The organism is Bacillus sp. GW821-FHT11D08 (genome assembly GCF_058808515.1).
In genome coordinates, this window is the sequence record NZ_JBXARS010000010.1 from 1 (window position 1) to 18764 (window position 18764).

Genomic DNA, 18764 nt, shown 5'->3' on the forward strand with positions numbered 1-18764 from the left:
CGAACACGGAAGTTAAGCTCTTCAGCGCCGATGGTAGTCGGGGGTTTCCCCCTGTGAGAGTAGGACGCCGCCAAGCTATCATTACGGTAAAGGCAGCTCATTATGAGCTGCCTTTTTTGTGTTTTTCTGCATACATTATATAATATGAGAAACGTAACGATATGCCTTTTTGCAAAAGCAGGTTTTATGCTTGTGCAAAGTGGAAATAATAGAGATAGAGCGATACAGTTGAAAAATTTTGCGAAACACCTTATAGTAAGGTTAAAGTCAAATATAGTCAAAGTCAATGAAGGAGGGGGTTGAGTGGGACATAATATTTCTGACATCATTGAACAGTACTTGAAACAAGTATTGGATCAAAATGGCAAAGAAATTTTAGAGATCAAACGCAGTGAAATCGCTGATAAATTTCAATGTGTTCCTTCCCAAATAAATTATGTCATCAACACCAGATTTACAAGTGAAAGAGGATATATTGTTGAAAGTAAACGGGGAGGCGGCGGTTATATTCGTATTATCAAAATTAAAATGAATAACGAAGTCGTCCTCATCAATAATATTATTTCGCAGATTCATACCCACTTGTCCCAGGCAGCCTCTGATGACATTATTCTCAGACTGTTAGAGGACGGAGTTATTTCGGAAAGAGAAGCTAAAATGATGGTGAGTGTAATGGATCGTTCAGTTCTATATATTGATTTGCCCGAACGGGATGAACTAAGAGCCAGAATGATGAAAGCAATGCTCACATCTTTAAAACTAAAGTAAGCGGGTGAAAAGATTGATTTGTCAAGAATGCAATGAGAGACCGGCCACTTTTCACTTTACGAAAGTTGTTAATGGAGAAAAACAAGAAGTTCATATTTGTGAACAATGTGCAAAAGAAAATAGCGATTCATACAGTATAAGTGGAAACCAAGGGTTCTCGATCCATAATTTATTATCAGGACTGCTGAATATGGAGTCTTCATTTCAAAACACCGGTTCTCAAATGTTCGGCTATTCAGAGCAAGGGACAGCTTGTAAGAAATGCGGTATGACGTTTCAGCAGCTGAGAAAAACAGGGCGTTTCGGCTGTGCGGAATGTTACGATACGTTCTACAGCCAAATTACGCCGATCTTGCGAAAAGTTCACAGCGGGAATACGGTGCATGCCGGGAAAATTCCAAAACGAATAGGCGGAAACCTGCATGTAAGACGGCAAATGGAAATGTTAAAAAAAGAACTTGAATCTTTAATACACCACGAAGAGTTTGAAAGAGCAGCGGAGGTCAGGGATCAGATCCGATCGTTAGAGCAGAAGTTAAAAAGTAAAGACAGTGAGGGGGAACAAGGGTAATGTCGCTCAAGCATTTTATTCAGGACGCACTAAGCAATTGGATGAAGCAAAAGGGACCTGAAAGTGACATTGTACTCAGCAGCCGTATACGGTTGGCCCGAAACTTTGAAAATATAAAGTTTCCCGCCCGGTATACGAATGAAGAAGCCTCATCCATCATTCAGCAATTCGAAGATCACTTTTCAGGAAAAGAACTGCCTGATATCGGTCAATTTCATTTAATCAGAATGAGTGAAGCTCAGCCTTTGGAAAAACGGGTGCTGATGGAGAAACATCTGATCAGCCCGAATTTAACGGAATCTCCTTTTGGCGGCTGTCTGCTTTCTGAAAATGAAGAAGTCAGCATTATGTTAAATGAAGAAGATCATATCAGAATTCAATGCCTCTTCCCCGGCTTCCAGCTTCTCAATGCCATAAAAGCGGCAAACCAGGTTGATGACTGGATTGAGGAGAAAGTGGATTACGCCTTTGGAGAGAAGAGAGGGTACTTAACAAGCTGTCCTACAAATGTAGGGACGGGACTAAGGGCTTCAGTCATGATGCATTTGCCGGGCCTTGTATTAACTAGGCAAATGAATCGAATTATACCGGCAATTAACCAATTAGGTTTAGTTGTTAGAGGAATTTACGGTGAAGGCAGCGAAGCATTAGGAAATATCTTTCAAATTTCAAATCAAATCACACTCGGAAAATCAGAACAGGACATTGTAGATGATTTAAACAGTGTGGCTGCCCAGCTGATTGAGCAGGAACGTTCAGCCCGAGAAGCGCTTTACCAAACCTCGAAAATTGAATTGGAGGACCGGGTATTCAGGTCTTACGGTGTTTTATCCAACTGCCGTATGATTGAATCAAAGGAAACGGCGAAATGCCTTTCTGACGTTCGGCTGGGGATAGACCTGGGGATCATTAAAGGGCTATCAAGCAATATACTTAATGAACTGATGATTTTGACACAGCCGGGTTTTCTCCAGCAATATTCGGGCGGTGCATTACGGCCGAACGAAAGAGACGCGAGAAGAGCGGCTCTTATCAGGGAAAGGCTGCATTTAGAAATGAGTGCAAATAGACAGGAGGATGATTCGATATGATGTTTGGAAGGTTTACAGAGCGAGCTCAAAAGGTATTGGCACTGGCACAGGAAGAAGCACTGCGCTTAGGCCATAACAATATTGGAACTGAACATATCTTATTAGGTCTGGTTCGTGAAGGAGAAGGGATTGCGGCTAAAGCACTCCAAGCACTCGGACTCGGTTCGGATAAAATTCAGAAAGAAGTGGAGAGCTTAATCGGACGGGGACAGGAAATGTCTCAAACGATTCATTATACGCCAAGAGCAAAAAAAGTCATTGAGCTCAGCATGGATGAAGCCAGAAAGCTAGGACATTCTTATGTGGGAACAGAACACATACTTCTCGGACTGATTCGTGAAGGAGAAGGCGTAGCGGCGAGAGTTCTGAATAATCTCGGTGTCAGCTTGAATAAGGCGAGACAGCAAGTGCTGCAGCTTCTGGGAAGCAATGAGACGGGATCTTCTGCATCCGGTACGAACAGCAATGCAAACACGCCGACGCTGGACAGTCTGGCGCGTGATTTAACTGCGATTGCGAAGGAAGACAGTCTTGATCCGGTTATCGGCCGAAGCAAAGAAATTCAGCGTGTTATTGAGGTATTAAGCCGCAGAACGAAGAATAACCCCGTTCTTATCGGAGAACCGGGTGTAGGTAAAACTGCGATTGCTGAAGGCCTCGCACAGCAGATCATCAATAATGAAGTGCCGGAAATTTTACGTGATAAACGCGTAATGACATTAGACATGGGTACGGTTGTAGCCGGTACGAAATACCGCGGAGAATTTGAAGACCGCTTGAAAAAAGTAATGGATGAAATACGTCAGGCCGGCAATATTATTTTATTCATTGACGAACTGCATACACTGATTGGAGCGGGGGGAGCAGAAGGTGCGATTGACGCATCGAATATCTTAAAACCTTCACTGGCCCGCGGAGAGCTCCAATGCATCGGTGCGACAACGCTTGATGAATACCGTAAATATATCGAAAAAGACGCCGCTCTCGAGCGTCGTTTCCAGCCGATTCAGGTGGATCAGCCCTCAGCCGATGAAAGCATTCAAATTTTAAAAGGACTCCGTGACCGCTATGAAGCGCATCACCGCGTATCCATTACCGATGAAGCGATTGAAGCGGCGGTAAAATTGTCCGACCGTTATATTTCTGACCGCTTCCTTCCGGATAAAGCGATCGATTTAATTGATGAAGCCGGTTCAAAAGTGCGTCTCCGTTCGTTCACAACGCCTCCGAACTTAAAAGAGCTTGAGCAGAAACTCGATGAAGTTCGCAAGGAAAAAGACGCTGCCGTTCAGAGCCAGGAGTTTGAAAAAGCGGCTTCCCTTCGTGATACGGAGCAGCGCCTGAGAGAACAGGTGGAAGACACGAAAAAAACCTGGAAAGAAAAACAAGGACAGGAGAACTCCGAAGTTTCTGTAGAGGATATCGCGATGGTTGTATCCAGCTGGACCGGGGTGCCTGTATCTAAAATTGCCCAAACGGAAACAGATAAGCTTCTCAATATGGAAAGCATTCTGCACTCCCGCGTCATCGGCCAGGATGAAGCTGTTGTAGCCGTTGCAAAGGCTGTCAGACGTGCAAGAGCCGGTCTGAAGGACCCGAAACGCCCGATTGGTTCATTCATCTTCTTAGGCCCTACAGGCGTTGGGAAGACAGAGCTGGCACGAGCGCTGGCGGAATCCATTTTCGGTGATGAGGAAGCGATGATCAGAGTGGATATGTCCGAATACATGGAGAAACACTCAACTTCACGTCTTGTCGGTTCTCCTCCGGGATATGTCGGCTATGATGAAGGCGGCCAGCTGACAGAAAAAGTGAGAAGAAAACCTTACTCTGTCGTACTGCTTGATGAAATTGAAAAAGCGCACCCTGATGTGTTTAACATACTCCTGCAAGTGCTTGAAGACGGACGCTTGACTGATTCAAAAGGGCGCACTGTGGATTTCCGCAACACGATCCTGATTATGACGTCAAACGTCGGAGCGAGCGAGCTGAAACGCAACAAATATGTGGGCTTCAATGTGCAGGATGAATCACAAAACCATAAAGACATGAAAGACAAAGTCATGGGAGAGCTGAAGCGTGCCTTCAGACCTGAGTTTATCAACCGGATTGACGAAATTATCGTCTTCCACTCCCTTGAGAAAAAACATCTTACAGACATCGTGTCGCTTATGTCTGATCAGTTAACAAAACGTCTGAAAGAACAAGATCTCTCTATCGAGCTGACGGATGCTGCAAAAGCAAAAGTGGCAGAAGAGGGCGTCGATTTGGAATACGGCGCACGTCCGTTAAGAAGAGCGATTCAAAAGCATGTGGAGGACCGGTTATCAGAAGAACTCCTCAGAGGCAATATTGATAAAGGCCAGCACATTGTTCTTGATGTTGAGGACGGCGAATTTGTCGTAAAAACAACTGCTAAAACGAACTAATATAGTGACAAACATGAGGCATACGTAAGCAAGTGTATGCCTCACTTTGTTATATAGAGAAATATTCGATAAGGAAGAGGTCTTACAACATATATGGCTAAATCAAAAACAAAATTCATCTGCCACTCATGCGGTTATGAATCCGCAAAATGGATGGGAAAGTGCCCGGGCTGCGGGGCTTGGAATACAATGGTGGAAGAAACCATAAAAAAAGCGCCGGCGAATCGGCGGGCGGCTTTCTCCCACTCCGTTCAAACCGTCCAGAAACCATCACCCATTACATCAATTGAAACATCGGAAGAACCCCGCGTCCAAACAAAGCTCGAAGAATTCAACAGAGTGCTTGGCGGCGGCGTTGTGAAAGGCTCGTTAGTATTAATCGGCGGCGATCCCGGGATCGGAAAATCAACGCTCCTTCTCCAAGTATCCGCACAATTAGCAGATACGGCCGGCAGCGTGCTTTACATTTCAGGGGAAGAATCCGTGAAGCAAACGAAGCTGCGCGCCGACAGACTTGGAATCAACAGCCAAATGTTACATGTTTTATCTGAAACCGATATGGAGTATATTTCGTCTGCTATACAAGAGATGAAACCCGCATTTGTTGTCGTAGACTCCATTCAGACCGTTTATCAAAGTGATATCACCTCGGCTCCCGGCAGTGTATCACAAGTAAGAGAATGTACGGCTGAATTGATGAAAATCGCGAAAACAAACGGCATACCTATTTTTATCGTCGGGCACGTCACAAAAGAAGGATCGATCGCAGGGCCGAGATTGCTTGAGCACATGGTCGATACCGTTCTATACTTTGAAGGAGAGCGGCACCATACATTCCGTATTTTGCGGGCCGTAAAAAACCGTTTCGGCTCCACAAATGAAATGGGCATCTTTGAAATGCGGGAAGAGGGGCTTACGGAAGTGCTGAACCCTTCTGAAATTTTCTTGGAAGAGCGTTCTGCCGGGGCATCGGGTTCGAGTATCGTTGCGTCAATGGAAGGAACGAGACCGATTCTGGTTGAAATCCAGGCGCTCATTTCACCGACCAGTTTTGGAAACCCGCGCCGCATGGCTACAGGCATTGACCACAACAGGGTATCGTTAATTATGGCTGTGCTTGAGAAGCGGGTGGGTCTTTTGCTTCAAAATCAAGATGCGTATTTAAAGGTCGCCGGCGGGGTCAAACTGGATGAACCGGCGATTGATTTGGCAGTAGCCGTCAGCATTGCCTCAAGCTTCAGAGATACACCGCCGAATCCCGCAGATTGCTTTATCGGTGAAGTAGGTCTGACAGGAGAAGTCCGCAGGGTGTCAAGAATCGAACAGCGCGTAAAGGAAGCGGCGAAACTCGGCTTCAAGCGCATGATCATACCTGAGGCGAATGCAGACGGGTGGACAATACCAAAAGGGATTGAGGTTGTCGGAGTAGCAAATGTTGCAGAAGCGCTTCGTACTTCATTAGGAGGATCATAATAGATGGAAAAAGAGAAAAAAGGGGCGAAACAAGAGCTTGACCTGTCTGCAATTCTGCAGTTCGTTGCACCGGGCACCCCGCTCAGAGCCGGGATAGAGAATGTACTTCGGGCAAATACAGGCGGCCTGATTGTTGTCGGATACAATGATAAGGTAAAGCAAGTCGTGGATGGCGGTTTTCATATTAATACATCATTTGCGCCCGCTCACTTATACGAGCTGGCCAAAATGGACGGTGCCATTATTTTAAGTGATTCCGGCCAGAAAATTCTTTATGCGAATACGCAGCTTATGCCGGAGGCGACCATTTCTTCTTCAGAAACGGGAATGAGACACCGTACGGCGGAACGGGTGGCGAAGCAGACCGGCTGTCTCGTCATCGCCATTTCTGAGCGCAGAAATGTCATTACGTTATATCAGGACAGCATGAAGTACACACTAAAGGACATAGGATTTATTTTAACAAAGGCAAATCAGGCCATTCAAACGCTTGAGAAGTATAAAACCATTTTAGACAAAACGATTACGGCTTTAAACGCATTAGAGTTTGAGGAGCTTGTGACATTCAGTGACGTGCTGTCCGTCATGCATCGATATGAAATGGTGCTCCGAATAAAAAATGAAATCAATATGTATATTAAAGAACTCGGAACGGAAGGCCACTTAATCCGTCTGCAGGTGATTGAACTGATTACGGACATGGAAGAAGAGGCAGCACTTTTCATCAAAGACTATGTCAAAGAAAAAATCAAAGATCCGTTCGTGCTGTTAAAAGAGCTTCAGGATATGTCCAGCTATGATCTGCTTGATGATTCCATTCTGTTTAAGCTGCTTGGATATCCGGCTTCTACCAATCTTGATGATTATGTGCTCCCGAGAGGATACAGGCTGCTGAACAAAATTCCGCGTCTGCCGATGCCGATTGTTGAAAATGTGGTTGAGGCGTTCGGATTTTTGCCAAGCATAACGGAAGCCACTGTAGAAGAGCTTGATGATGTTGAGGGTATCGGCGAAGTGCGCGCCAAAAAAATCAAAAAAGGCTTAAAACGCCTTCAGGAAAAACACTATATAGATAGACAGCTTTAAGAATCGCTTAAACCTGTCGGAATCCGGGTATATTATTGTTAGTTTTTGTTTATTCTGAATTTGTAGGCTCTGACAGTCTGCTGAAAAAATGTTACTTAAAAGGAGGTGGAGGTATGTTAAAACGAATAGTTCAGGCGTTCTTCATTATTGTGGGCGGCGTTGTCGGTATCTTTTTAATACCTGAATTGTTTGTGCTGTCAAATATACAGGACATACCTTTAATAACAAACGCATATACGTCTGCTGCAATTGGTGCTATTATCTTTTTTCTCATCAGTATATGGACGACAGAATATGTGATTAATTGGGTAAAATGGATTGAAGATTCTTTGCTGAGAGCTCCGGTGCCGGATCTGTTATTCGGGAGTCTCGGATTGGTTTTTGGACTTATCATCGCATATCTCATTGTAAACGTGATTCCGCTGGACAATATTCCGTACCGTATATTCAGCACCATCATTCCGGTCTTTCTGGCTTTCTTTCTCGGTTATCTGGGCTTCCAAGTCGGATTTAAGAAAAAGGATGAACTGATCAGTCTTTTCTCCATTTCTGCAAGAATGCAGAAGAAAAAGGGAAGTGCTGATGAGGAGCAGGAGGAACAGGATAAAAGGCTGAAAATCTTGGATACAAGTGTTATTATTGATGGGAGAATTGCAGATATTTGTCAGACGGGCTTTTTAGAAGGCGTCATTGTCATTCCTCAATTTGTGCTGGAGGAATTACAGCATATCGCTGATTCTTCAGATGTTTTAAAACGTAACAGAGGACGCCGCGGACTGGATATCTTGAATCGCATTCAAAAGGAACTGGATATTACGGTTGAAATTTATGAAGGCGACTTCGAGGACATTCAGGAGGTTGACAGCAAGCTTGTCAAACTTGCGAAGCTGACATCCGGCGTCGTTGTGACGAATGATTTTAATTTAAATAAAGTATGCGAGCTTCAGAAGGTTGCGGTACTGAATATTAATGACCTTGCAAACGCGGTGAAGCCGGTTGTGCTTCCGGGCGAAGAGATGAATGTGCAGGTGATTAAGGACGGGAAAGAGCATAATCAAGGTGTGGCTTACTTGGATGACGGGACGATGATTGTTGTGGAAGAAGGCCGCAATTATATAGGGAAACATATTGATGTGCTCGTAACCAGCGTACTGCAGACAGCGGCGGGACGAATGATTTTTGCCAAGCCCAAGCTGCTTGAGAAAGCTCTTTAAGAGGGAGTTCATATGGAATATGTTGTCGTTATTCCGGCTGCCGGACAAGGAAAACGGATGAAGGCCGGGAAAAATAAGCTGTTCATCAGCTTAAAAGGTGCGCCTGTTATTATACACACACTGCGGGTTTTTGAAAGCCACGCACCCTGTCAGAAAATAATCCTGGTGATAAACGAGAGTGAACGGGAAGATTTTCGCCAGCTGCTGGCCCAATTTCCGATTCAGACGGAAATTGAGCTTGTTACCGGAGGTGCGGAGCGTCAGCACAGTGTATACGAAGGACTGAAAGTGATTGATAAGGAAGCGGTCGTCCTTGTTCATGACGGAGCGCGACCGTTTGTCACACATCAGCATATCGATAAGCTCGTTGAAACAGCAGAGGAGGCGGGAGCGGCTGTCCTGGCTGTTCCTGTGAAAGACACGATAAAACGGGCGGAAGGCTCCCGGGTTGCGGAGACCTTTGATCGTTCAAGCTTGTGGGCCGTTCAAACGCCGCAGGCTTTTCGTCTTTCTTTATTGAAGACGGCGCATATGGAAGCGGAAAACAAAGGCTTCTTAGGGACGGATGACGCCAGCCTCGTCGAGCGTCTTGATGGATATCAGGTGAGTATCGTTGAAGGCAGCTATACCAATATTAAGCTGACAACGCCGGATGACCTGATATTTGCGAAAGCAATCATGAAAGCGGAAAGTGGGAATCATAATGTTTAGAATCGGACAAGGATTTGATGTGCATCAATTAACGGAAGGCCGTCCTCTCATCATCGGCGGAATTGAAATTCCTTATGAAAAGGGGCTGCTCGGACATTCAGATGCGGATGTATTGCTGCATACAGTCGCAGACGCGTGTCTCGGAGCGGCAGGTGAAGGAGATATCGGCAAGCATTTCCCGGATACTGATCCGGAATTCAAGGATGCGGACTCTTTTAAGCTGCTTCAGCATGTCTGGAACATTGTAAAAGAAAAAGGGTACGTACTCGGAAATATAGACTGCACGATTATTGCGCAAAAGCCGAAAATGGCGCCGCATATTGATGCTATGAGAAAACGGATAGCGGAAGGCCTTGAGGCGGACGTCTCTCAAGTAAACGTAAAAGCGACGACGACAGAAAAGCTCGGGTTTACCGGAAGAGCCGAAGGAATTGCCGCTCAGGCGACCGTTCTGATCCAAAAAGCCTGATCATTGTTTTGATGCCCGGTCTATTTGGTGGTAGAATAGATACATATATTCGGCTAGAGGCTACAGACGAGATGAAAGGAAGTATTTGAACATGGGAAATGAAGTACGCGTTCGTTATGCACCGAGTCCGACCGGACATTTGCATATCGGTAACGCCAGAACGGCGCTTTTTAACTATTTATTTGCCCGCAGCCAAGGCGGAAAGTTTATTATCCGGATTGAGGATACGGACAAAAAGCGAAATATTGAAGGCGGAGAGCAAAGCCAGCTCAACTATTTGAAATGGCTCGGCATGGACTGGGATGAAAGTGTGGATATCGGCGGAGAATACGGCCCGTACCGCCAGTCTGAGCGTAACGACATTTACAAAAAGTACTATGAAGAGCTTCTTGAAAAAGGGCTTGCTTATAAATGTTTCTGTACGGAAGAAGAACTTGAGAAAGAACGTGAAGAGCAAATCGCCCGCGGGGAAATGCCGCGCTATTCCGGCAAACACAGAAACCTGACTCAGGAAGAGCAGGAGCAGTTTTTAGCCGAAGGCAGACAGCCGAGCATCCGTTTTCGCGTGCCGGAAGGGAAAATCATCGCATTTAACGATATCGTAAAAGGTGAGATTTCTTTTGAATCAGACGGCATCGGCGACTTTGTCATCGTCAAAAAAGACGGAACACCGACGTATAACTTTGCCGTCGCGATTGACGATTACTTAATGAAAATGACGCACGTGCTCCGCGGTGAGGATCACATTTCAAATACACCGAAACAGATCATGATTTTCCAGGCATTCGGCTGGGATGTTCCTGTCTTCGGACATATGACGCTTATCGTAAACGAAAGCCGCAAAAAATTAAGTAAACGTGATGAATCAATTATCCAGTTTATTGAGCAGTATGATGAGCTGGGTTACCTGCCTGAAGCGCTGTTTAACTTTATCGGACTTCTCGGCTGGTCTCCCGTCGGTGAAGAAGAGCTTTTCACAAGAGAACAATTCATTGAAATTTTTGATGTGAATCGTTTGTCTAAGTCACCGGCTCTGTTTGATATGCATAAACTGAAATGGGTCAACAACCAATACGTCAAAGCGCTGGATCTTGATCAAGTGGTTGAGCTGACCCTGCCGCACCTGCAAAAAGCAGGAAAAGTCGGCACTGAGCTTTCTGCCGAGGAGCAGGAATGGGTTCGTAAATTAATTTCTCTTTACCATGAGCAATTGAGCTACGGCGCTGAAATTGTCGAGCTGACTGATTTGTTCTTTAAAGATGAGATCGAGTATAATCAAGAGGCAAAAGCCGTTCTGGAAGAGGAACAGGTGCCTGAAGTGCTCAGCGTATTTGCTGCCAAGCTTGAAGAGCTTGAAGAATTTACGCCTGAGCTGATCAAAGCCTCAATCAAAGCTGTTCAGAAAGAAACAGGCCATAAAGGCAAAAAGCTGTTCATGCCGATTCGTGTAGCGGTTACCGGTCAGACACACGGTCCTGAGCTTCCGCAGGCCATTGAGCTGATCGGCAGAGAAACAGCCGTCAGACGCCTGAAAAGCATTTAAATATACGATTGTTGACAGGGAAGAGTATAAAACAATGACCATTACAGAAAGAATCTTCATCGGCTGAGAGAGATTCATGCGTCATGTTTTAGAAGTGCGCCCTTAAGACCTTTGAAGAACATTTCTGCGGAAATCAGTATTTAAAGGCGGCCGCCGCCGTTACCGGCTTTTAAGTTGGGAAAACAGTGACTTGTTTTTCAAACAGAGTGGAACCGCGCGGTAAAAGCGTCTCTGTCATGTTTACATGCAGAGGCGCTTTTTTTATAGGCGGAAAAACAGACTGGAGCGGGGAGAGAATGGGGGGAAGCATGTGTTTTTTAAAATGCTAAAAGAAGACATAGATACAGTGTTCGATCAAGATCCGGCAGCAAGAAGCTATTTCGAAGTTGTTTTAACTTATTCTGGTTTACATGCTATATGGGCGCATCGGATTGCACATGCTTTATATAAACGGAGATTTTTCTTCCTGGCGCGCCTGATATCACAGATTGCCCGTTTCTTTACCGGAATTGAAATCCATCCCGGCGCGACCATCGGGAGAAGGTTTTTCATTGACCACGGTATGGGGGTCGTCATAGGGGAAACATGTGAAATCGGCAATAACGTGACGGTATTCCAAGGTGTCACTCTCGGGGGAACGGGAAAAGAAAAGGGGAAGCGGCATCCGACCATAAAAGATGATGCTTTAATTGCAACCGGAGCGAAGGTGCTCGGCTCTATTACGGTCGGGCAGGGTTCTAAAGTAGGGGCCGGTTCCGTTGTGCTTCGTGATGTTCCCGACTTTTCGACCGTTGTCGGCATACCGGGGAAAGTCGTCATTCAGAACGGAAGAAAAATCAAACGCGATCTCAATCACCAAGACTTGCCCGACCCGGTTGCTGACCGGTTTAGAGCATTGGAGCAGCAGATTTTTGAACTGCAGGCTGAACTGGAAGATAAAAAAGAAAGGATCAACCAAAAATGACCATTACACTTTATAATACATTGACACGGAAAAAAGAAACATTCGTTCCTCTTGAGGAAGGCAAAGTAAAAATGTACGTGTGCGGACCGACTGTATACAACTATATTCATATCGGAAACGCCCGTCCGGCGATTGTGTATGATACCGTACGCAACTATTTAGAGTATAAAGGATACGATGTCCAATACGTATCGAATTTCACCGATGTTGACGACAAACTGATTAAGGCGGCCAACGAGCTCGGCGAGGACGTCCCGACCATTTCTGAACGGTTCATTAAAGCGTATTTTGAAGATGTGGGCGCCCTCGGATGCCGGAAAGCGGATCTTCACCCCCGGGTCATGGAAAATATGGATGCCATTATTGAATTTGTCAGCGAGCTGATTAAAAAAGGCTACGCTTATGAATCAGAAGGCGACGTCTATTTCAAAACAAGGGCCTTCGAAGGGTACGGCAAGCTATCTCAGCAATCAATTGATGAACTCAGATCAGGCGCGCGTATCCGTGTCGGCGAGAAGAAAGAGGATGCGCTGGACTTTGCTCTTTGGAAAGCTGCTAAGGACGGAGAAATTTCATGGGATAGCCCTTGGGGAAAAGGCCGCCCGGGCTGGCATATTGAATGCTCCGCAATGGTGAAAAAGTATTTGGGTGACGAAATCGATATTCATGCCGGCGGTCAGGACCTGACATTCCCGCACCATGAAAACGAAATCGCCCAATCTGAAGCATTAACAGGCAAGACATTCGCAAAATACTGGCTTCACAACGGATATATCAATATCGATAATGAGAAAATGTCAAAATCGCTCGGCAACTTTGTTTTGGTGCACGATATCATTAAGCAACATGACCCGCAGCTTTTGAGATTTTTCATGCTGTCCGTTCATTACCGCCACCCGATCAACTATTCGGAAGAGCTGCTTGAGAAAACAAAAAACGCGTTTAACCGCCTGAAGACGGCCTACAGTAATTTAAACCATCGTTTGATTAGCAGCACGAATCTGACTGACAATGATGAGGAATGGCTCGCTAAAATCGAAGAGCACCGCACTGCGTTTGAAGAAGCAATGGATGATGATTTTAATACGGCGAATGCGATTTCCGTTTGGTTTGATCTGGCGAAGCTCGCCAATTACTACATGCAGGAAGACAATACGGCGGATCACGTCATTAAAGCCTTTATCAGCATGTTTGACAGAATCGGATCTGTTCTCGGACTTACGCTCGGCGAAGAAGAGCTTGTCGACGAAGAGATTGAAGAGTTGATTGAGAAGAGAAATGAAGCCCGCCGCAATCGCGATTTTGCTTTGTCAGACCAGATTCGCGATCAGCTGAAAAGCATGAATATCATTCTTGAAGATACGGCCCAGGGAACTCGCTGGAAGCGGGGAGAGTAAGCGGATGCTTCAATTTGAACAAATCAAAGATTCAAAGCAGTTAAACGGTCTTGCGCTTGCTTATATGGGTGATGCCATTTTTGAAATATACGTCCGGCATCACCTGCTTAAGCAGGGCTTTACGAAACCGAATGACCTTCATAAGAAGGCGAGCCGGATTGTATCGGCAAAATCACAGGCAGACATATTGTTCCGCCTTCAGGACGAATCCTTTTTCACGGAGGAAGAGGAAGCCGTGCTGAGAAGAGGCAGAAACGCGAAATCAGGGACGACGCCTAAAAACACAGATGTACAGACGTACCGCCATAGTACAGCTTTTGAGGCTTTACTCGGATACCTTTTTCTTGAGAAAAGAGAAGAAAGACTGAATCAGCTGATTGCTGAGGCTATACAAGTCGGGACGTCAGGGAGGAAAACAAATGAGTCAGCAACATGATTACGTCATAGGAAAAAACGCGGTGATTGAGACGTTGAAGTCAGATCGCAAGCTGTATAAGTTATGGATGGCGGAAAACACAGTAAAAGGACAGGCCCAGCAAGTTATGGAGCTTGCTAAAAAGCGCGGCGTCACCATTCAATTTGTACCGAGGAAAAAACTCGATCAGATGGTGGAGGGGCAGCATCAGGGTGTTGTCGCCCAGGTGGCGGCATATGAATATGCACAATTAGACGAATTATATAAAAGAGCGGAAGAGAGAAACGAACAGCCTTTCTTTCTCATATTGGACGAGCTGGAAGACCCTCATAATCTGGGTTCCATCATGAGAACGGCTGACGCTGTCGGTGCACACGGCATCGTGATTCCGAAACGCAGAGCGGTCGGACTGACTTCGACGGTCGCAAAAGCTTCGACCGGTGCGATTGAACACATTCCCGTCGTGAAGGTGACCAACCTTGCCCGGACACTTGATGAAATGAAGGAGCGGGGGATTTGGGTCGTCGGAACGGATGCATCCGCCCGGGAAGACTACCGCTCTATGGACGGCAAGATGCCTTTGGCGCTCGTTATCGGAAGCGAAGGCAGAGGAATGGGCCGGCTTGTGAAAGAGAAATGTGATTTTCTCATTAAGCTTCCGATGGCCGGAAAAGTCACTTCTCTGAATGCGTCGGTAGCGGCCGGCCTTCTCATGTATGAAGTCTACCGGAAGCGCAATCCTTTAGGGGAATGAAGACAGATGGACATCCTGTTAGTAGACGGATACAACATGATTGGAGCTTGGCCGCAGCTAAAGGATTTAAAAGCGAACAGTTTTGAAGAAGCGAGAGATGTACTGATCCAGAAGATGGCGGAATATCAGTCCTACACGGGAATCAGAGTCATTGTGGTGTTTGATGCACACCTGGTAAAAGGCATAGAGAAAAAACAAACGAATCACAGAGTCGAAGTGATTTTCACACGGGAGAATGAAACGGCGGATGAGCGGATCGAGAAGCTTGCCCAGGCGCTGAATAATATTGCGACACAGATTCATGTCGCAACCTCCGATTATACGGAGCAGTGGGCGATTTTCGGACAAGGGGCTCTCCGCAAATCCGCCCGGGAGCTCCTGAGGGAAGTGGATACGATAGAACGCCGGATTCAAAGGCGGGTTTCAAAGATCACTTCTGAAAAACCACCGGGTAAAATCGAGCTGTCCGAAGAGGTTTTGAAAACGTTTGAAAAGTGGCGCCGAGGCGGTCTGGATTAGGTTGACGCTTTTTCGCCCATTAATGTATAATATTTCTATCTACGTGCGCCGGGGGGATCGCAGTGAATCTACAGAACAGCAAGGGAAAGTTCAACAAAGTGCAATTTTGCCAGTTGGAGGACGAGCAGGTCATTGAAAAGGTTCATGTTGGGGATAGTGATGCGTTAGATTACTTGATTACGAAGTACCGTAATTTTGTACGGGCGAAAGCAAGGTCTTATTTTTTAATAGGGGCCGACAGAGAAGATATTGTACAGGAAGGGATGATAGGCTTATATAAGTCTATCCGAGACTTTAGAGAGGACAAGCTTACTTCATTTAAAGCTTTTGCAGAATTATGCATTACCCGCCAGATTATTACCGCAATAAAGACAGCTACCCGTCAGAAACACATTCCTTTAAATTCCTATGTTTCTTTAGACAAACCTATTTTTGATGAAGAATCTGACAGAACACTGCTTGATGTCATTTCAGGCGCTAAAACGTTAAATCCTGAAGAGATGATTATTAATCAGGAAGAATTTGATGATATCGAAATGAAAATGGGAGAACTGCTGAGCGATCTGGAGAGAAAGGTGCTTGTTTTGTACTTGGACGGAAGAAGTTACCAAGAGATTTCAGATGACTTAAACCGACACGTAAAATCAATCGATAATGCCCTGCAGCGCGTGAAGCGCAAGCTTGAAAAGTATTTAGAAATAAGAGAGATCAGCCTGTAGCAGGTTTCTGTGTCATATTGACAGAATTTTTCTGACTGTGCTATTTTATTAAGATAAATGAATGTTTAGGAAAAGGTGTAACGACATGAGAAAAAAGATTACGCTGGCATGCAAAACATGCGGAAATCGTAATTATACGACAATGAAAAGCTCTGCATCAGCGGCTGAGCGGTTAGAAGTTAAGAAGTACTGCAGCACTTGCAATTCACATACAGCTCATTTAGAAACAAAATAGTGTTCGCTTTTTAAATTGTGGAGGTCTTTTACATGCGCATGATGAGTTTCTTTAAAGATGTTGGGAAAGAAATGAAAAAGGTTAGCTGGCCTAAAGGCAAAGAGTTAACGCGCTATACGATCACGGTGATTTCAACGGTTATCTTTTTTGTTATCTTTTTTGCCCTCCTTGATACAGGAATTTCTCAATTAATTCGTTTAATAGTTGAATAATGATCAGCAATACGTGCTATAATAGATCATAATATCGTTTGCCAAAACCCGTTCAGCGGGTTTTTTATTGTGTTGTTGAAAAAAGGATTCATAGGCCCTGAGCCTATTTTTTGTTTTACACTTCATTTTTAAATGCGGGGAGGGAAGGACTGCAGAGTCCTGATAGAATGGAAAAGAATTGGTATGTTGTTCATACGTATTCCGGTTATGAAAACAAAGTAAAAGCAAACCTTGAAAAACGTGTGGAATCAATGGGAATGCAGGATAAAATTTTCCGCGTTGTCGTCCCTGAAGAAGAAGAGACTGATATTAAGAACGGCAAGAAAAAAGTAGTCAAAAAGAAAGTGTTCCCGGGTTATGTGCTTGTTGAAATCGTCATGACTGATGATTCCTGGTATGTGGTCCGCAACACGCCGGGCGTTACCGGATTCGTCGGATCAGCCGGTTCAGGCTCAAAGCCGACTCCGCTTCTTCCTGGCGAAGCGGAAACCATCTTAAAACGCATGGGCATGGATGAGCGGAAAACCGACATTGATTTTGAATTGAATGAGACAGTCAAAGTCATAGACGGACCTTTCGCCAACTTTACAGGATCAATTGAAGAGATTGATTATGATAAGAGCAAAGTGAAAGTATTCGTTAACATGTTCGGCCGTGAAACGCCGGTTGAACTGGAATTTACCCAGATCGACAAATTGTAATGTGAAAAAACTTGAAATTGCTATATATTAATGATAATATAGCAAAGGTACGTCTTGGACTAATCCAAGGCAGCTAGCTTGATATTTCGTCATTCATATAAAGAATGAAACCTTGAGTGGGAGGGTTTACCCTATTACCACATCACGGACTTAAGGAGGTGTGTCTCGTGGCTAAAAAAGTAGTAAAAGTTGTAAAATTGCAAATTCCTGCTGGAAAAGCTAACCCAGCGCCGCCAGTTGGACCTGCACTAGGTCAAGCCGGTGTAAATATCATGGGATTCTGTAAGGAGTTTAACGCTCGTACAGCTGACCAAGCTGGTTTAATCATTCCTGTTGAAATTTCGGTTTACGAAGACCGTTCATTTACATTTATTACAAAAACTCCGCCTGCTGCAGTATTGCTTAAAAAAGCAGCTGGAATTGAGTCTGGTTCTGGTGAACCAAACCGTAATAAAGTGGCAACCGTTAAGCGCGATAAGGTTCGCGAAATCGCTGAAACGAAAATGCCTGACTTAAACGCAGCAGACGTTGAAGCGGCAATGCGCATGGTTGAAGGTACTGCCCGCAGTATGGGTATCGTTATCGAGGATTAATTTGTTTCTTGTCGGGTTGCGAGTTTTCACAAGTTCGCAACCCTTATTCGTGGGAGGTTATTCCGCTATAACCACATAAGGAGGAAATTTTAAAATGGCTAAAAAAGGTAAAAAGTACGTTGAAGCTGCGAAGCTTGTAGACCGTGCGAAAGCTTATGATGTCGCTGAAGCAGTGGCGCTTACTAAAAAAACAAACACAGCTAAATTCGACGCTACAGTTGAAGTTGCTTTTCGTTTAGGGGTTGACCCTCGTAAAAACGATCAGCAAATCCGCGGTGCAGTTGTACTTCCTAACGGAACTGGTAAAACTCAGCGCGTGCTTGTATTCGCTAAAGGCGAAAAAGCAAAAGAAGCTGAAGCTGCCGGTGCAGACTACGTTGGCGATTCTGATTACATCGCGAAAATCCAGCAAGGCTGGTTCGAATTCGATGTAATCGTTGCGACTCCTGACATGATGGGTGAAGTCGGTAAAATCGGTCGTGTGCTTGGACCAAAAGGTCTTATGCCAAACCCTAAAACAGGAACTGTTACATTCGAAGTGGAAAAAGCAATCGGCGAAATCAAAGCTGGTAAAGTAGAATACCGCGTTGACAAAGCTGGTAACATCCATGTTCCGATCGGAAAAGTTTCTTTCGAGGATGAAAAACTTGTTGAGAACTTCACAACAATGTATGATACAATCCTGAAAGCAAAACCGGCTGCGGCTAAAGGTGTTTACGTGAAAAACGTTGCCGTTACTTCTACTATGGGCCCTGGTGTCAAAGTAGACGCTTCTACTTTCAACGTAAAATAATATTTGACTTTAGATCAGCATTCTGATATGATTCAAAATGTTGTAAAATATAATATGTCATTTATACCGTAGACAGCAGGGGCCGTTGAGGCTTAATATCCTGCCGA

General features: G+C 45.0%; 21 protein-coding genes, 1 rRNA gene and 2 other annotated features (1 of these 24 running past the window's edge). All 22 genes read left to right on the plus strand.

What is annotated here, in order from left to right:
- Positions 1 to 76 (plus strand): 5S ribosomal RNA (rrf, locus tag AC1RRX_RS17680); the annotation flags it as partial.
- 227 nt (positions 77 to 303) lie between these two features.
- A complete protein-coding gene (gene ctsR, locus AC1RRX_RS17685; protein WP_003156396.1) occupies positions 304 to 768 on the plus strand; it encodes a transcriptional regulator CtsR in 465 nt (154 codons plus the stop codon).
- A gap of 13 nt (positions 769 to 781) precedes the next feature.
- A complete protein-coding gene (gene mcsA / locus AC1RRX_RS17690; RefSeq protein WP_007410387.1) occupies positions 782 to 1339 on the plus strand; it encodes a protein-arginine kinase activator protein McsA in 558 nt (185 codons plus the stop codon).
- Positions 1339 to 2430, plus strand: a complete 1092-nt coding sequence (gene mcsB, locus AC1RRX_RS17695) for a protein-arginine kinase McsB (protein WP_003156398.1) — start codon at positions 1339 to 1341, stop codon at positions 2428 to 2430. The genes mcsA and mcsB overlap by 1 nt, the downstream gene beginning before the upstream one ends.
- Entirely contained in the window at positions 2427 to 4859 is a 2433-nt protein-coding gene (clpC, locus tag AC1RRX_RS17700; protein WP_007410388.1) for an ATP-dependent protease ATP-binding subunit ClpC, read from the plus strand. Before mcsB ends, clpC begins: the two co-directional genes overlap by 4 nt.
- A gap of 93 nt (positions 4860 to 4952) precedes the next feature.
- A complete protein-coding gene (gene radA / locus AC1RRX_RS17705; protein ID WP_014304212.1) occupies positions 4953 to 6332 on the plus strand; it encodes a DNA repair protein RadA in 1380 nt (459 codons plus the stop codon).
- A gap of 3 nt (positions 6333 to 6335) precedes the next feature.
- Positions 6336 to 7418: a DNA integrity scanning diadenylate cyclase DisA gene (gene disA / locus AC1RRX_RS17710; RefSeq protein WP_007410390.1), complete on the plus strand. Its 1083-nt coding sequence runs from the start codon at positions 6336 to 6338 to the stop codon at positions 7416 to 7418.
- A gap of 113 nt (positions 7419 to 7531) precedes the next feature.
- Complete coding sequence (locus AC1RRX_RS17715) at positions 7532 to 8632, plus strand: PIN/TRAM domain-containing protein (protein ID WP_003156403.1); 1101 nt, start codon at positions 7532 to 7534, stop codon at positions 8630 to 8632.
- A gap of 12 nt (positions 8633 to 8644) precedes the next feature.
- A complete protein-coding gene (gene ispD / locus AC1RRX_RS17720) occupies positions 8645 to 9343 on the plus strand; it encodes a 2-C-methyl-D-erythritol 4-phosphate cytidylyltransferase (RefSeq protein ID WP_064115710.1) in 699 nt (232 codons plus the stop codon).
- Positions 9336 to 9812: a 2-C-methyl-D-erythritol 2,4-cyclodiphosphate synthase gene (gene ispF, locus AC1RRX_RS17725; RefSeq protein ID WP_003156407.1), complete on the plus strand. Its 477-nt coding sequence runs from the start codon at positions 9336 to 9338 to the stop codon at positions 9810 to 9812. The genes ispD and ispF overlap by 8 nt, the downstream gene beginning before the upstream one ends.
- Before the next feature lie 91 nt (positions 9813 to 9903).
- On the plus strand, positions 9904 to 11355 hold the full coding sequence (gene gltX / locus AC1RRX_RS17730) for a glutamate--tRNA ligase (RefSeq protein ID WP_007410392.1): 1452 nt from the start codon (positions 9904 to 9906) through the stop codon (positions 11353 to 11355).
- 2 nt (positions 11356 to 11357) lie between these two features.
- Positions 11358 to 11591: a binding site (T-box leader), on the plus strand.
- A 74-nt stretch (positions 11592 to 11665) separates the two neighbouring features.
- Positions 11666 to 12319: a serine O-acetyltransferase gene (gene cysE / locus AC1RRX_RS17735; RefSeq protein ID WP_003156410.1), complete on the plus strand. Its 654-nt coding sequence runs from the start codon at positions 11666 to 11668 to the stop codon at positions 12317 to 12319.
- The gene (cysS, locus tag AC1RRX_RS17740; protein WP_064107494.1) at positions 12316 to 13716 is read left to right on the plus strand and encodes a cysteine--tRNA ligase; all 1401 of its coding nucleotides are present in this window, start codon (positions 12316 to 12318) and stop codon (positions 13714 to 13716) included. The genes cysE and cysS overlap by 4 nt, the downstream gene beginning before the upstream one ends.
- A 4-nt stretch (positions 13717 to 13720) precedes the next feature.
- Positions 13721 to 14152 carry a Mini-ribonuclease 3 gene (locus AC1RRX_RS17745; RefSeq protein WP_003156412.1) on the plus strand — a complete coding sequence of 144 codons (432 nt, stop codon included), beginning with the start codon at positions 13721 to 13723 and terminating at the stop codon, positions 14150 to 14152.
- Positions 14136 to 14885 carry a 23S rRNA (guanosine(2251)-2'-O)-methyltransferase RlmB gene (gene rlmB, locus AC1RRX_RS17750; protein ID WP_003156413.1) on the plus strand — a complete coding sequence of 250 codons (750 nt, stop codon included), beginning with the start codon at positions 14136 to 14138 and terminating at the stop codon, positions 14883 to 14885. Before AC1RRX_RS17745 ends, rlmB begins: the two co-directional genes overlap by 17 nt.
- Positions 14886 to 14891: 6 nt before the next feature.
- Complete coding sequence (gene rae1 / locus AC1RRX_RS17755; RefSeq protein WP_003156414.1) at positions 14892 to 15404, plus strand: ribosome-dependent mRNA decay endonuclease Rae1/YacP; 513 nt, start codon at positions 14892 to 14894, stop codon at positions 15402 to 15404.
- 62 nt (positions 15405 to 15466) lie between these two features.
- Complete coding sequence (gene sigH / locus AC1RRX_RS17760; protein ID WP_003156415.1) at positions 15467 to 16123, plus strand: RNA polymerase sporulation sigma factor SigH; 657 nt, start codon at positions 15467 to 15469, stop codon at positions 16121 to 16123.
- 85 nt (positions 16124 to 16208) lie between these two features.
- Complete coding sequence (rpmG, locus tag AC1RRX_RS17765) at positions 16209 to 16358, plus strand: 50S ribosomal protein L33 (protein ID WP_003156421.1); 150 nt, start codon at positions 16209 to 16211, stop codon at positions 16356 to 16358.
- A gap of 32 nt (positions 16359 to 16390) precedes the next feature.
- Positions 16391 to 16570, plus strand: coding sequence for a preprotein translocase subunit SecE (secE, locus tag AC1RRX_RS17770; protein ID WP_003156422.1), 180 nt, complete (start codon positions 16391 to 16393; stop codon positions 16568 to 16570).
- Between the two features lie 167 nt (positions 16571 to 16737).
- Positions 16738 to 17271, plus strand: coding sequence for a transcription termination/antitermination protein NusG (nusG, locus tag AC1RRX_RS17775; protein WP_003156423.1), 534 nt, complete (start codon positions 16738 to 16740; stop codon positions 17269 to 17271).
- Positions 17272 to 17438: 167 nt separating this feature from the next.
- Entirely contained in the window at positions 17439 to 17864 is a 426-nt protein-coding gene (rplK, locus tag AC1RRX_RS17780; protein WP_003156430.1) for a 50S ribosomal protein L11, read from the plus strand.
- 94 nt (positions 17865 to 17958) lie between these two features.
- On the plus strand, positions 17959 to 18657 hold the full coding sequence (gene rplA / locus AC1RRX_RS17785) for a 50S ribosomal protein L1 (RefSeq protein WP_003156431.1): 699 nt from the start codon (positions 17959 to 17961) through the stop codon (positions 18655 to 18657).
- A 48-nt stretch (positions 18658 to 18705) separates the two neighbouring features.
- Positions 18706 to 18764 (plus strand) — a sequence feature (ribosomal protein L10 leader region) (it continues 84 nt past the right edge of the window).